Annotated in this window: 12 protein-coding genes; 2 read left to right on the top strand and 10 right to left on the bottom strand. The window is 41.1% G+C overall.

From position 1 onward, the window contains the following. Positions 1-219: 219 nt before the first annotated feature. From STRCR_RS03640 to tkt, 3 genes are all read right to left on the bottom strand, one after another. Positions 220-1827, bottom strand: coding sequence for a hypothetical protein (locus STRCR_RS03640; RefSeq protein ID WP_004228929.1), 1608 nt, complete (start codon positions 1825-1827; stop codon positions 220-222). Further along, complete coding sequence (locus tag STRCR_RS03635; RefSeq protein WP_004229382.1) at positions 1824-2588, bottom strand: ABC transporter ATP-binding protein; 765 nt, start codon at positions 2586-2588, stop codon at positions 1824-1826. Before STRCR_RS03635 ends, STRCR_RS03640 begins: the two co-directional genes overlap by 4 nt. A gap of 385 nt (positions 2589-2973) precedes the next feature. Further along, entirely contained in the window at positions 2974-4959 is a 1986-nt protein-coding gene (gene tkt / locus STRCR_RS03630) for a transketolase (RefSeq protein WP_004225435.1), read from the bottom strand. 251 nt (positions 4960-5210) lie between these two features. Here tkt and STRCR_RS03625 point away from each other — a divergent pair, with 251 nt between their 5' ends. Together STRCR_RS03625 and STRCR_RS03620 are read left to right on the top strand one after the other, a co-directional pair. After that, on the top strand, positions 5211-5570 hold the full coding sequence (locus tag STRCR_RS03625) for a type II toxin-antitoxin system RelE/ParE family toxin (protein WP_004225406.1): 360 nt from the start codon (positions 5211-5213) through the stop codon (positions 5568-5570). After that, complete coding sequence (locus tag STRCR_RS03620; RefSeq protein ID WP_004226907.1) at positions 5551-5826, top strand: helix-turn-helix domain-containing protein; 276 nt, start codon at positions 5551-5553, stop codon at positions 5824-5826. Before STRCR_RS03625 ends, STRCR_RS03620 begins: the two co-directional genes overlap by 20 nt. 276 nt (positions 5827-6102) lie before the next feature. Here the strand turns inward: STRCR_RS03620 and STRCR_RS03615 are convergent, their stop codons facing one another. The 7 genes from STRCR_RS03615 to STRCR_RS03585 all read right to left on the bottom strand — a co-directional run bounded on the left by STRCR_RS03615 (position 6103) and on the right by STRCR_RS03585 (position 15172). Further along, positions 6103-6366 (bottom strand): hypothetical protein, encoded by a 264-nt coding sequence (locus tag STRCR_RS03615; protein ID WP_004229778.1) that lies wholly within the window; start codon positions 6364-6366, stop codon positions 6103-6105. Positions 6367-7059: 693 nt separating this feature from the next. Continuing rightward, the gene (locus tag STRCR_RS03610) at positions 7060-9108 is read right to left on the bottom strand and encodes a BglG family transcription antiterminator (RefSeq protein WP_004226154.1); all 2049 of its coding nucleotides are present in this window, start codon (positions 9106-9108) and stop codon (positions 7060-7062) included. 126 nt (positions 9109-9234) lie between these two features. Beyond that, complete coding sequence (locus STRCR_RS03605) at positions 9235-10599, bottom strand: PTS ascorbate transporter subunit IIC (RefSeq protein ID WP_004225443.1); 1365 nt, start codon at positions 10597-10599, stop codon at positions 9235-9237. Between the two features lie 15 nt (positions 10600-10614). Next, positions 10615-10914: a PTS sugar transporter subunit IIB gene (locus STRCR_RS03600; protein WP_004227294.1), complete on the bottom strand. Its 300-nt coding sequence runs from the start codon at positions 10912-10914 to the stop codon at positions 10615-10617. Continuing rightward, positions 10911-11363 (bottom strand): PTS sugar transporter subunit IIA, encoded by a 453-nt coding sequence (locus STRCR_RS03595; protein ID WP_100207978.1) that lies wholly within the window; start codon positions 11361-11363, stop codon positions 10911-10913. Before STRCR_RS03595 ends, STRCR_RS03600 begins: the two co-directional genes overlap by 4 nt. Before the next feature lie 853 nt (positions 11364-12216). Next, positions 12217-13317: a lactate oxidase gene (locus STRCR_RS03590; RefSeq protein ID WP_004228719.1), complete on the bottom strand. Its 1101-nt coding sequence runs from the start codon at positions 13315-13317 to the stop codon at positions 12217-12219. A gap of 247 nt (positions 13318-13564) precedes the next feature. Beyond that, positions 13565-15172: a ribonuclease Y gene (locus tag STRCR_RS03585; protein WP_004226250.1), complete on the bottom strand. Its 1608-nt coding sequence runs from the start codon at positions 15170-15172 to the stop codon at positions 13565-13567. Positions 15173-15431 lie beyond the last annotated feature (259 nt).

Below are 15431 nucleotides of genomic sequence, written 5' to 3'. Positions count from 1 at the left end.
GGCTGAAATGAGGCTGGGAAAAAAGTATTCCATCCTCCTATTTTTGCAGTAATAACAGTTTAGCGCAGTGGTTAGGAGTCCTTATCTTGGGATGCAGTCCCATTTTCAGGCACCCCCTTAAACAGGCAAGAGATTATTTTGACCTATCACATGCCTAGTAAAGCGAATCAATAATTCCCGTTTTACCGATATCCGATAAGTACGATTTAAAGAATATATTTAATCCAACTGTTTCCAGAAGGTGCGGTTGATTCGGTATTGAAGAAAAGCAAAGATGAACAAACTGATTAAAAGAACCAGACAGCTTGTTGCTAGGGCACCCATCAATAAGGTAAGTAGAACCGTTATGCCAATAATCACACCACCACAAAAGATGACAGCAAGTAGGAAGGCAAAAGCCACCCATTGCCCCCCTCCTCGATTAAAGAGTTGGGTTATATCCTGCCAGTTCAAGACCAGATTGCGATAGTCTCTACGATACATAAATTCATTGAGAACGAAAGCAGACAGCAGATAGCCTAAGGCGAGGGCCAAAATAAGGGGAAGCTGAATTCCCAAATAAAAGCCAATACCCACACTGACCAACCAAGGGAGAAGCATCTGGAGACTAACCAAGACCAAATATTTCTGCTTCAAGAAAGCTTTGAAATTAATCGGCAGAGACTTAAAAACTAGGTAGTTTTCTTTCTCTAAAGATAGACCAACAGCTGGGAATGAGGCTGGCGTAGCACTCAAACTGCCAAAAGCTAGACCGGCCAGCCAAGCGAAGCCAAAGTAGGCACCCGAGAATTGACCAATGACGCTCCTATCAATACTAAAGGAGTAAAAAATAATCATCAAGGGAAAGAGAATGGGAGTCATCATACTTTGCACAATCAGGGTAGCATTTTGCAAGGTAGATAAATGGTGACGAACCAAGGTTCCTCTTAAGCCAATATTCTTATAACCCCTTTGCTTTTGTGACTTAGATTTTTGTTCCTTACTGGTATAGAAGGCTTCCTGATAGTAGCGAGGAATAAAATATTTCACCAATAAAGCAGTTAAAATCAAGACTAGGACAAGGGGCAGATAAAAATTATAAACCGTTTCTAGCGCAAATGGATGGGCTAAGATATCATAATAGCCTCTAAAGTAAGGAATGAGGGGACGGTCAACCATCTGACTACCCGTCATCTCCGTTAATTTATTATTTGAGGCTAAGAAATAAAAGAGACTTCCCATAATTCCGACGGTTGTTAGAATCATCAAGATAGTCGAAAAGAGCTTGCGGCGAGAGCTCCTAACAACCAAGCCTCCGATTAAGTGATTGAGCGTCAAGGCCAAGGTCAGGCAAGAAGCAAGAGCCACGATAAAAAGAAGAATTCCCAGAGGAATCAGCAAAACCCCTCCTAATCGTAAGGCCAACAAAATAAAGAGGGACAATAAAGGCATTAAAAACACCGCCCCCATCCCTAGAGAGGAAACTACCTTAGCTAGATAGAGATCAGTATTTTTTATAGGCAAGGGGGCATAGAGGCCCAAATCCTTACTGTCATAAAAGATGGCATACATGGCTGAAAAAGCATTGAAAACAGCCATCAAAAAGAAGATCAAAACATACTGGGTGAAATAACCTGGTAGTCGGCCAAAATCTATAACTACAAAGTTGATGATATAGACAAAAGTAAAGAGAATCATCAATCCGCCTTGCTGCCGCAGCATACTCTTATAAGCTGTGATATTTTTACCAGGATTCTTCTCCTGCCTTTTCTTTATCTGAGACAAATTTTGCGGATTAGAATAGAGAATATTGATCTTTATCAGTTCCCAAATATTGGACCAACTCATAGGCTTGCCTCCTCATTATCAAGAGAAGAATCTGCTTCTTCAGCATTCCGACCGGCCATCTCCAGATAGATGGTTTCCAAATCTTTTTCAGGATGATTAGCCTTAAGTTCTTCAAGTGTACCAACAAAAATCAATTTCCCTTGTTTAAGAATACCAATGCGGTTACAGAGCTGCTCTGCCACTTGCAGGACATGGGTAGAAAAAAGAACTGTATTGCCAGCCTGAGCATGCTGCTTCATCATTTCCTTGAGATCATAAGAAGCTTGAGGATCAAGTCCGGTCAGAGGTTCATCCAAAATCCAAATATCTGGATTGACCACTAGAGCTCCGATAACGATGACCTTTTGTCGCATCCCGTGGGAAAAGCTGTCAATAATATCATTTTGCTGCTGAGTCAGGTCAAAGACTTTAGTCAAATCCGCGATCCGCTGGTCAACTTGACTGTCTGCCACACCATAGATTTTCCCTAGGAAATGCCAATATTCACTAGCTGATAGATTGAGGAAAATATCAGGAGAATCGGGAACATAGCCAATTTTCTTCTTAATGGCATCCCGATTAGCGGATAAGACCTGACCATCGACCACCACATCTCCATAAGTGGCTTCGATAATCGATGTCAAGATGGAAATCGTCGTCGTTTTCCCAGCTCCATTATGACCAATTAGGCCAAAGATTTCACCGTTATTGATGGTCAAATTGAGATCACTGAGAGCCTCTTTATCACCATAGAGTTTCGAAACATGCTGAAATTCAATCATAAATTACCTCCTACAAGGAAAAGCAGAGAACCTTTCCGCCAATCCAAGCAGGACTGGCCTTTTTCAAAATCAGACTGACAATACTTTTATGCATCAAATATTGTACTATAGATATATTACAAAGCCATTGTAAGAGATTTACTAAGTCTTGTCAATGATAATTCACAAGAAAGCCTTATAAAAGAATCGTGCCGCAACATGAATAAGAGTGACACAACATCAAAAATTACAAAGATCTGACTCCATCTCATTCATCAAAAGAGATAGCCAAACAACCAAGGTTTACAGAGCAGCCATCATGTTTTAAAAGTATCAACTTCACAACTTATAGGCGTTCATCTCAATATAAAAAGCTCACCCTAAGATGAGCTTAATGTCTCAATGATTAAAGAGAGTTGTAGAGAGCAATCGCATTATCAACGGTAAAGCCATACTCTTCAAAGATCTTGCCACCCGGTGCCGAAGCTCCCCAAGTATCAATGGTCAAGGCCTTACCTGCTAGGCCGACATATTTGCCCCAGCCGAAGCTAGAACCAGCTTCAATCGCCAGACGTTTGGTTACAGCCGCTGGGAGAACACTTTCTTTGTAGGTGGCCTCTTGCTCATCAAAAATATTTTGAGCTGGCATAGAAACAACCCGAACATAGGTACCCTGAGCTTCCAGAGCAGCCTGTGTATCCAAAGCCAACTTCACTTCAGAACCAGTCGCAATAATGATACCATCCAAATCACCCTTGGCTTCTGACAGAACATAAGCCCCCTTGTTGATACCATCTGCTGCCTTTTCTTTGGTACCCTCTAAAACAGGCAAGCCTTGACGGGTCAGAACCAACATGGTTGGGCGGTCAGTTTCAGCCAACGCTCTCTGCCAAGCCGCATTGGTTTCGTTACCATCAGCCGGACGAATAACATTAAGATTAGGCATGGAGCGGACACTAGCCAATTGCTCAATTGGTTCATGAGTTGGGCCATCTTCACCAACGGCAACTGAATCATGCGTCATCACATAGACAGTCGGCAGGTTTTGTAGGGCCGCCATCCGAACAGCAGGCAGGAGATAGTTTGAGAAGACAAAGAAAGTGCCGCCATAAACACGCGTACCGCCATGCAGAGCAATCCCATTCATAGCTGCCGCCATGGCAAATTCCCGTACACCAAACCAGATGTTCCGACCAGCATAGTTATCTGCCTGAAAATCAGTTTCAGCCTTAACCATGGTATTGTTAGAAGCCGATAAATCAGCCGAACCACCCCAGAAATTAGGAAGCTGCGCTGAGATTTGCTTAATTGCAGACTGACTAGAAACCCGGCTAGCCACTGCTGTACCAAGCTCATGAGCTTCCAGCTCAACGGACTCTGGCTGACCGGCAAAAGCTGCCTTATACTCAGCTGCCAGTTCAGGGTAAGCTTTTTCATATTCACTGAACTTGGTAGCCCAAGCATTTTCAGCCGCTTCACCGCGGAATTGAATACCAATTTCAAAACGCCGTTTAACTTCGTCCGGTACTGTAAAGGCTGGATAATCATATCCCCAAGCCTTCTTGGCATAGTCAACGCCTTCTTGACCCAATGGAGCACCATGGACAGCAGACGTTCCTTGCTTTTCCGCCCCGAAACCGATGACAGTCTTAACTTCAATAATCGATGGTTTATCTTTTTCAGCCTTAGCCGCCTCGATGGCTGCCTCAATAGCTTCCAAATCATTGCCATCTTTAACTAAAATATGCTGCCAGCCGTAAGCTTCAAATTTGCCTCTAATGTCTTCGGTAAAGGCCATTGAAGTTGGGCCATCCAAGGAAATATCATTGGAATCATAGAGCAAAATCAGCTTGCCTAACTTGAGGTGACCAGCCAAACTTGCAGCTTCTTGGCTAACCCCTTCCATCAGGCAGCCATCACCATTAAGAGCATAGGTGTAATGATCAACAATATCAAAATCAGGCTTATTAAATTTAGCAGCTAGATGGGCTTCTGCCATAGCCATACCAACAGCATTGGCAATCCCTTGCCCCAGAGGACCAGTTGTTGCTTCAACACCATCGGTATGTCCCACTTCTGGATGGCCTGGCGTCTTAGAACCCCATTGTCGGAAATTTTTCAGATCATCCATGCTGACAGCATAGCCAGACAAGTGAAGTAGACTATAAAGAAGAGCACTACCATGACCAGCTGATAGAACAAAACGGTCGCGATTGCTCCATGAACGGCTGGTCTTTGGATTAACATTCATCACGCGATTCCACAAAACATAAGCCATTGGTGCAGCACCCATTGGCAGACCAGGGTGACCTGAATTAGCAGCTTGGATAGCTTCAATCGACAGTGAACGGACGGTATTGACCGCCAATTGATCAATATTATCAAACGACATGACTGGAACGACCTTTCTATATAAAAAAGAATAAGAATCTATATCGTTATTGTATCATAAATAAATCAAATATTCTGAAAACGGTTGTAAAAAATTGTAAAAGACAGTAAGGTTATACGAGCTCCTCATTTCACCCTAGATTTAAGGATTATTCTTATAAGTTGAAGTGATTCAATCTTTTTTGAATGATTTTATTGTTATTTTGAACGCATATATGATATAATCAGTGCACGAAAAAGCCCAAGTTCGAGTTGTACGTTAGGCCTAATGGAAGAAACGAATTTCTAGATTTTTTAGAAGGATTGCCGCAAAAAGATAAGAATAAGTTACTAACGATTATTGATCAAATTCAATCTTATGGTTTACTTATCTCTCAAAAAATGGAGTGGGTCAAACGATTAGATAGTGAAATTTTTGAAATACGCTCAAAAGTTTCTAGTAATATTCAACGCGCCTTATACTTTCACGTCGTAGACGACCGTTATATAATTACACATGGTTTCACTAAGAAAACTCAAAAAACTCCAAAAAGTGAGATCCAACATGCTAAGCAACTCAAAATAGAATTTGAAGAAAGGGAGAAAAAGAAAAATGACAACCGTGAAATTTGATGATTTTTTAGCAGAACAACTCAAAGACGAAAAGTTCCAAAAAAAATATTTACAAGAAAAAAAGAGGATGGATAACGCCGTAGCTCTTATGCTTGCAAGGGAAGCACAAGGATATAGCCAGCGAGAACTGGCAGAACTGGCCCATGTGCCACAATCAACAATAGCACGGATAGAACGCGGAGCAAACACCAGCATTGATACATTATCAAAAATTGCATTAGCATTAGGAAAAGAATTAACTATCAATTACTCATAGAAACAAAAAAGACCATGACGGTCTTTTTTTGTCTGTCACGCATAGGGAAGGGAAAAGCCCTAGACTAATACTCTTTAAAAATCAAAATAAATCATCGTTGACTTCACCTTGCCGTACTTCAGTACTGTCTACGATTTGTCGTCTTATCCTATTTTGATTTTATTTAAGCCAAATTGTTCTGAAAATATCGCAAAGACTGAAAGTCCATACAATTAAAAAACCAACCCTCACTAACATAGAGGATTGGCTCAAATTTTAAATCGAACTTTTTAATGATTAAGGCTCAGGAATAGCTAATCCACCGAGAGCACCTAGAGCGCCTCCTGCTTGTCCCCCTATAATACCACCAACGACTGTTCCAATACGCTTATCAACACCCCAAGCATCTGCAATGCTCGCTCCTGCATCTGCTCCTTCAAGGTAACCGCCTAAATAACCACCAACGCCTCCTATAACAGCACCAATAACACCCCCGCCCTCTACGGCAGCTAAGTCAACCAATTCTACTGTTTCAAAATCATTAATTGCAAATGTGTTCATAAGAAATTCTCCTTTTATTTTTTTGCTAAGCACTTTTACTTAACGAGACTTAGCTTAACACAATTAGTTTCAGATGAAAATACAGTTGAGCCTAGTTTAATGAAATTTCAAACTAACCATTACAGGCTTAAAAAAATTCTTTTTCTTTTCATTTTCATTTATTCCAGATAACAAAAATTACTTTTTCACCTAACCCGATACCCTTGTCAACTGATCTCATAGAAACTAGACGGAACATCAACTGATGCTCTCACGTGTTTAAAAATAGTTTGTAATGCGCCTTAAAATCACTGTTATCTTATAAAGTATTTCTAGTGAAAATCCTCAGTAGTTTAATAAATACCCCAAAAACACCTCAAGTATTAGACTTTCCGCCTAATTTTTAAGATACCGTTCATAAGTTCCACTATCCTTAGCATGAGTAGAAGCCTCTTACCTAAAAACTTCTCAGTCAAATCCTGTCGGTCTCTATTACAGCCTTTTTCCACAAATAGTATGCAAGTCTGAGACTTTTGTGAGTTTCCTCGAGCCCTTATCACTAAAATTTCTCAAGCAAATATAGTGTTTTCGTGTTCATAAAAAAACCATCTGAGTACTGAAACTGCGAAATCTCCTATACTCAGATGGGGCATACAATCTAGGATTTACTTAAACTTAATGAGATTGGATTGGCTAGCCTAAAACCAGCTATGTTTACTTGAACGTCTTTTGAAGCAAGTCATAAATTTCTTCCTGAGACCTTAATCCCTTCAGCTCACTGATAAGTGTTTGATTTGAAAGGAGCTTAAGCAGGTCTTTCATGACCTGCAGATGGCTCTCATTATCTACAGCGGCAAGAAAAATAATCAGGTTGATCTGACCAAAAGCCGTCTCAAGTGGCTTCGGCAATGTAGCTAAACCTACCCCTATAGCATTAACACCATTAGGATAGGCATGGGGCAATAACACTCCCGGAGCGATTAAAAAATTTTGCAAGTTTTGATCCAGATTTTCTAAAACCTGATTAGTGTAACTCACTTCAATGACATTTTTTTCCACTAATGGCTGAGCCACCATTTCAACTGCTTTATGCAAACTGGATATACTTTCAAGAACAAGGACAAACTCCTTTTTTAATACATCACTTAAACCTAATTTTCCGGAAGGACGCTTGCTATCTCTCGATTGAGGAGAAAGGTATTGAGACAGTTCCTGCCGCAAAGATGAGTTGTATTGAATAATTGCATATTTTTCGATAATCGCCATCAAATCATCTACATTAGGCAGCTTAAAATAAGAATTTCCTACAGTCTCATAAACTCGTTTGACTAGACGGTACTCTTCATCAGCAGTCATGACAGGATTGACAATAAAAACAGGCTTATGCATGCGATAAATCGAAGCATCACTGGCTGTAGAAAAAATAATATCAAAATCACCATCAGCCATCGTCAGCATTTTCTCCATAGTCATCGGCCCCAGCAAATCTATTTCGGTAAATAAATGGTCTAATTCTTCAAACAGGATGGCCGAACTGCCTACACCATTCGTACAAACAACCAACGCTCTGACTGATCGATGATGAACTCTTCGCTGATTCTTCGTCAAGATGGAGGCAAAGTGCATCGTCAAAAAGGCTAATTCTTCATCTGGAACCACAAACATTTTTAGACCGTCCGTCTCTTGCAAAGCCCTTTCAACGAGATAAAAAATACTAGGATACTCTGACTTTACCTTATCAATTAATATATTATTGATGGGTAGATGAAATAGTAAACGGTAATAGGTTGGCCTTAAATGGCTATAGATTTGCCCCACGATATCGGACCATTCCATAAAATGAATCCCAGATAAGGTCTGAAAATGAGTAACCATTGCCTCTGTTAGTCCTAAAATTTTCCCCCTATCTGGTGAATCACAATTAATATCGCCGACTGATTCTCCCAAAACCAAAGCGGATAAAAAGGAACTTTCTTTAGTACTTTTTATGTCTAGACTTTTTAGTAAGGCTTGAACAAAATGATACTCCTCAAAGTCTGAGAGCTCAATATCCGAAAAATCGCTTCCTTGATAGAATCCTCCTCTTAAACGATTCAGAGTCAAAACAATAAAATAGGCCAGTTCAACCATCCTGCTTTCTACTAGCTGGAGACGATAGGACTGCTTCAATAAACGGATTTTTTGGACAAGAGTTTCAACATTCTCCGCCTTAAATGTTGAAATGTAGACATCGTAGATAATACTATTATCCTCTTCAATATCTTTTGTTAACCACTCTAAAAGTAGGTTTCTCAAAACTAATTCATCACCCAAGAGATGGTAGCCCTTATCTCTGGAATAAGCCAAAGTGACACCCTTGACCTTTAAACACTTTTCCAAATTCTTCAAATTGGCAAGAGCAGTTGTCTTACTGACCCGTAAGTCATCCATGATATCTGCTAAAGAAATGTAGTCTAAATCGACAGCAACTAGCATCAAATAAAGGAACTTCTGCCTCTCTTCATTATTCATAATATAATTCTTCATTTGAGAGGTAGTGAGCAGTTGTGACAGAAAATCCAATTGCCTATCCGTGAGTTCGAACTCCCGTCCTAGATAAGAAATCGGTGAAATCTGATTTTCTCGAAAGAGTTCATTTAAACGATCGAGTACGTATGTAATTTGCCGACGCGACAGGCCTAAATAATTTTCTAAGACAGCTAGGCTGCTTCGTCTCTCCCTGATAAAAAAATTAGCCAGATCTCTTAACCGCTTATCAAGCATACTTATCCTCCAACCCTTGATGCAAACCAATCATTAGTACTAGTTAGTATAATCATTCTAACCTACTGATACCTTATTTCAAAATCAAAAACTACCGTCCGAATTGTTGGGACGATAGTTTGCTTATCATTCACTGCTGACAGCTCTTGCCTTCCTTCCCAGAAGAAAACTAGCCATGATAACAAGTAGTACAAAAGCAATAATACTGGCTACCAAGACTACAGAACCGGCTTGACCCAACGTACCTAAAATCCATCCTGGAATTAAGTAGTCCGTATCAGCAAAGGTTGAAGCCGCCAATTTTAAAGAGCCTAGAAGCGGCAAAATAGTTAGGGGCAACCAGCTGAGTAAGAGACTATTGACTGCCGAACCTAAGACAGCTCCCCGACGGCCTCCTGTAGCATTCCCATAGATACCCGCTGCTGCTCCACAGAAGAAGTGCCCGACAACCCCCGGAATGATCACTGTCGTATGAAGAGCAATCATGACAAACATCGATAGGGTACCAACGATAAAGCTAACGAAGAAGCCAATCAGCACAGCATTTGGAGCATACGAGAAAATAATTGGAACATCCAAGGCCGGCTTAGAATCAGGAACCCACTTCTTAGCGATTCCTTGAAAGGCTGGAACAATTTCAGCCAAAACCATCCGAACACCTTGAAGAACAACAACAAAGCCAGCTGTAAAAGTTCCGGCTTGAACAAGAGCAAAGACGATAGCACTGGTTCCATCACTTAATTTATTTTCCACGTAACCAAGACCCGTAAAGAAGGTCAAAGCAAGGTAAACCAAGCTCATTAAAATCATAATAGAAACTGTAGAGTCCCTTAAAAAACCAAATGATGATGGAACATTTAAATCCTCTGTTGACTTTGTTTCATCACCAAAAAATTTTCCAATCCAGCCAGAGACTGCATAGCCAATATTGCCAGTGTGTCCCATTGCTACCTTATCATTGCCAGTTATTTTTCTCATGAATGGTTGACAAAGAGCAGGTGTAATCGTTAAAAGCGTCCCTTCAAAAATACCGCCTAAAATAATCAGCAGAGGACTGGTCTTCATGCCAGAGCTAATTAGAATAACGGCAGTAATACAGGAAACATACATCATTGCTTGTCCCGTCAAAAAGATATATTTAAATCTTGTAAAGCGGGCTAATAGTACATTGACGATCATCCCTACCAGCATAATCAAGGCAGTCTGGCTGCCATAATCTTTTAGGGCAATAGCAACAACAGCTTCATTACTTGGAACGACCCCTTGGGCATGCAGAGCAACTTGAAACATCTTCGCAAAAGGCTCCAATGCCGATTGAAGAATGCCGGCTCCGCCTGTCAAAACAAGGAAACCAACAGCTGTTTTAATCGTTCCCGAAACAATATCAGAAACCTTTTTCTTTTGCAAAACCAAACCAATTAAAGCAATCAAGGCAACTAAAATTGCCGGTTGCGTTACGATTGATACAAATAGATTGAGAATCCCTGTCATATTATCATCTCCCGTCTAAGTATGTGGAATATTATTCTTATCTAAAAGCTCTTTGACTTTCTGAGTGATTTCATCTGCGTCAATAATAGAATCTAAAGAAATTATCTTTTCATCTGGTAGATTATTTAAAGCTGGTACTAGTGTTTTTTCCGCAAAGAAATAATCTGCCATATCCCCGCTGATACTGCCAGAATCAGCATGATCAACCTGGAAATCATTCATATCAACCCCAGCTGCTTCTAAAGCTGCTTCGATATTCATTTGAACCATAAAACTAGTTCCTAAACCACTTTGACATACGGCATAAATTTTCATGATCCTTCCTCCATTTTTATAATAGTAATAAATTCCTGACTAGTCTTGGCCTCTTTTAACCGCTTCAAGGTCTGCTTATTGGACAAAAGTTTCGTTAAAGAGGACAAAGCTTCTAAATGCTTGTCATTATCACTAGCCGCTAAACAAAAAAGTAAATCCACTTTTTGCTGTTCATCATTCAATAAAAACATCGGCTCTTGCAATTTTAAAACTGACATTCCAAAATCCTTGACACCTTCCTCCGGTCGAGCATGTGGGAGAGCCACTCCCTGCCCCAAATTAATAAAGGGACCAAACTCTTTTACCTTATTGATCATTGCCTCAATGTAAACTTCGTCAATTTTACCTTGATCAAGCAGCGGCTGGGCAGACAAGCTTATTGCATCTTCCCAAGATATTTTTTTATCAGAAAAGCGTACACAATCCTGAGTTAAGAATCGCGATATCATACGAGCCTCCTTCCTTATTTCCTTGTTACCATCATTATAGGCAAGAAATGTAAGCGTTTCAATGTTTTTTGGGTACAACTTCTGTCACGGCCGCTAACAAAAAGTGCACCAAAAAGGAGCAGGACAGGAGTCATCAATTCTAAGAATTCAACTTCCTGATCCCACCCCACTGGTGTCTGATTTTTCAAATAGTCTATTGACTTACCGCTTATCCTCACGAAAGCTCACAGTTAAAAACTGCGCTAAGGGATTATTTTTAGGACTTGTATTCACATTTTTTGATAGTTAGCCTTATATGGTAGGGACGCAAGCGACTTCCTAACGGAGTTACATTGCTCATTTTCAAGCCTAGGGTCTTGAAAATCCCCGCGACAGTTGACTTAAATAGGGACAATCGTCTTTTTACCACGGCGGCAACTGTCTGTTTTGAGAGTGGGACAGAAGTCGATTTTTTATATAAATTGACTTCGTTGTCCCACCTCCGCACAGTTGATTAGGATGGCCGCTAACACTTGCGGAGTCGTTAAACAGTCCAGTGGACTGTTTAAGGGGGTGTCTGAAAATGGGACTGCACCCCAAGATAAGGACTTCCAATCAGCAGTGGTTCATTGGTGCTAAAGCACCTAATGAACTGTGCAGGGGAAAGACTAAGTCGGCAGAGCCAACAAGTCTTTCTCCCAACCACTGCGGCAAACTGTTATTACTGCAAAAATAGAAGGCTGGAATACTTTTTCCCCAGGCCTTTTCCAGCTGACGCTAAGAATTTAGACTTGTGAATACAGTTTCTTAGTCTAGAAGCTTAGCAGCACTTTTTGCTCAGCTTTCACTAAACTATAATAGTTGACTGCTGAACTTAATGGCGGATTAATTTTGCCTTTTTGACAGCTTCGACAGTCTGAGTACCCGCTAATTGCATAGTGATGCGGAACTCATTATTCAAATGTTCAACAACGCCTTGAACTCCTTGGGCTCCTCCAAGAGCAAGCCCATAGATAATTGGTCGGGCTAGAGCAACAAGGTCTGCCCCACTTGCTAGGGCCTTAAAGACATGGGAACCCCGACGAATACCACTGTCAAAAATAATTGGTACCCTTTTATCTACCCGTTTAGCAATAGTTTCCAGGACATCGAAAGAAGCTGGCCCCCCATTGAGTTGACGCCCACCATGGTTGGAAACCCAGATACCCTTGGCACCGGCCTCGATAGCTGCGACCGCATCATCTGGATCTTGAACCCCTTTGACAATAACCGGCAAATTCGTATAATCAGCGATGCGTTTAATATCTTCTGGTAAAATCCTTTGGGCTGCGGCCGCATAAATATCGCTGATCCCTAAACCTTGGCTAGCCTCTGCCAATTTTTCTAAATTTCCCATCGGTAAAGGAAATTGGAAATCGTTGATAATATCCGCCTCACGGTAGCCGCCTACTGTTGAATCAACTGTCAAAATAATAGCCTTAACACCAACCTCAACTGCTTCATCCAACCAAGCCTGATTGACCGACCAATCTTTACTTAGATAAAGTTGGAAAAACTGAGGGGCACCTTGACCAGCCTCAGCAGTTTGTGTGATGGTCGTGGTTCCATAAGTACTTTGGGACATGATCGTTCCAGCTGCAGCCATTCCTTCAGCAGTTGCCATTTCACCACGGGCATGAGCTAGCCCCTGAGCCGCTGCAGGTGAACTGATGATAGGCATAGACAATTTTTGCCCAAAAATGTCCGTCTGCGTTGAAGGATTTTCCACTCCCGTCAGTACTCGAGGGACAATTTGTACACGATCAAAAGCTTTGGTATTTTCTTTAATAGTCCATTCGTCTTCAGAACCACCTGCAATATAGCCAAAACCTCCTTTTGGAATCACTTCTTTAGCTCGCTCCTCCAAGCTAGTCAAGTTGACCAAGTCAATCTTTTCTTCCTTATCTGATTGGAAATAATTATTTGTAATAGTCATCATAAACCTCTTTCTATTTGTTACTTTTTTTATAACAACAAATATTGTAAAGCCAGTATAAGCCTTAACCATTCCAGTGTCAATAAACTTGCTCGCCAAACACGAAAGCAGTTAGTAAACAAGAGCTTCACCGCCTTGTCTATTTTTGATTTTCTTTGAGTATAAACAGCCACAAAACCGGCTCTTATCTTCTCCCCCATCGTAACCAATCAAAAAAGCCGCTAGATACTCTAACGACTCCTTTTTCTTATTTGGCATAATCAATGGCACGCAGTTCACGGATAACTGTTACCTTGATATTGCCGGGGTAATCCAAATTATCCTCAATTTTTTTACGAACTTTGTGAGCCAAAATAGTTACCTGATCATCAGAAATTTTCTGAGGCTGAACCATAATACGAATCTCACGTCCTGCCTGCAGAGCAAAACTATTTTGAACCCCCTCGAATCCGGACGCAATATCTTCTAGATCGCGCAAACGCTTGATATAGTTCTCAATAGATTCATTCCGAGCTCCTGGACGCGCTGAACTGAGCGCGTCAGCTGCAGCAACCAGAACAGCAATGACGCTCTCTGGCTCTACATCACCATGGTGGCTGGCAATCGTATTAACCACCACAGGGTGCTCCCTGTATTTACGCGCAAATTCTGTTCCAATTTCGACGTGACTGCCTTCAATATCCCGATCAAGCGCCTTCCCCATATCATGGAGAAAACCTGCCCTACGAGCCAATGCAACATTTTCACCGACTTCACCAGCTAAAATACCAGCCAGCTTACCAACCTCGACCGAATGGCGCAGAACATTTTGTCCATAAGATGTTCGGTACTGTAAGCGTCCCATAATTTTAATCAAGTCAGGATGCAAATTAGGAGCACCAATCTCATAAGCAGCCGCTTCACCAGCCTCACGGATACGATTGTCAATCTCCTGCCGGTTCTTTTCAACCAATTCCTCTATACGAGCTGGATGAATGCGTCCATCCTGAATCAAGGCCTCCAGAGTCATACGAGCAATCTCGCGGCGGATAGGATCAAAACCAGAAAGAACAACAACTTCTGGGGTATCATCAATAATAATATCAATACCAGTTAGACTTTCCAGAGTCCGAATATTACGACCTTCGCGTCCAATAATCCGCCCTTTCATACTGTCATCTGGCAGATGAACTGTCGTAATGGTCTGCTCAGTGACATAATCACCAGCCAAGCGTTGCATGGCCTGAGCTAATAAGTTTTTAGCCCTTTTATCCACTGTCCGCTTGACCTCATCATCAGCATCTTTAATCCGACTGGCAATATCCTGACTCAGATCATTTTCAGTCTCCGTCAAAATGACATCACGCGCCTCAGCAATGGTCATATTGGCAACTCGTTGCAACTCAGCCTGTTTTTCTTCTTCTAATTGTGCGATCTTAGCTTCTCGCTCATCAATGTGTTTAGATTTATCAGAAAGACTTTGTTCTTTACTATCAAGTGTTTTTTCCTTGCTTGATAAATTTTCATCTTTACGATCAAGACTTGAAGCACGCTCAGTCAAACGAGTCTCCATTTGCTTCAACTCTTGTTTTTCAGACTTAAATTCTTTATCAACTTCTTCACGATATTTTCTGGCGTCTTCCTTAGCCTCAAGAAGTAGCTCCTTGCGTTCAGCCTTCATATCCAATTCTGCTGTTTTTTTAATATGAACAGCGTCATCTTGAGCTTTTTCACGGATCGTAACAGCTTCTTGCTCGGCATTTAAAAGCGCTAGTTCTGCAGCTTCACGGTCAGCTTTTGTCTTAGCAACCATGGCTCCATAACCAATACCTAAACCAATGAGGATAGCAACAATCGCTAAAATAATATCTAGCATGTTTCACCTCAAATCTAATACCCTTTTTACCAAAAGGCTAACTTTAAGTCTAGCATATTTTAAAGAATATCTCAATTATATTTCTTACATAACAAACTCCCAACACCAGTATTTTACAAACCTCGATGTCCATTTTCCGTTTATTTCCAACATTTATGGTATGATAAGGCTAGTAATGCTCAAAGGAAATCAGACTAGGCGATGAGTCGCAGACCAGAGGCCGGGACAGACAAGCCCTTTGGGGATAGGATAAATCTAG

Source organism: Streptococcus criceti HS-6 (assembly GCF_000187975.2).
GTDB classification, from domain to species: Bacteria; Bacillota; Bacilli; order Lactobacillales; family Streptococcaceae; genus Streptococcus; species Streptococcus criceti.
Note: the sequence above shows the minus strand (reverse complement) of the source record. Positions and strands in the feature narration are given on the sequence as shown.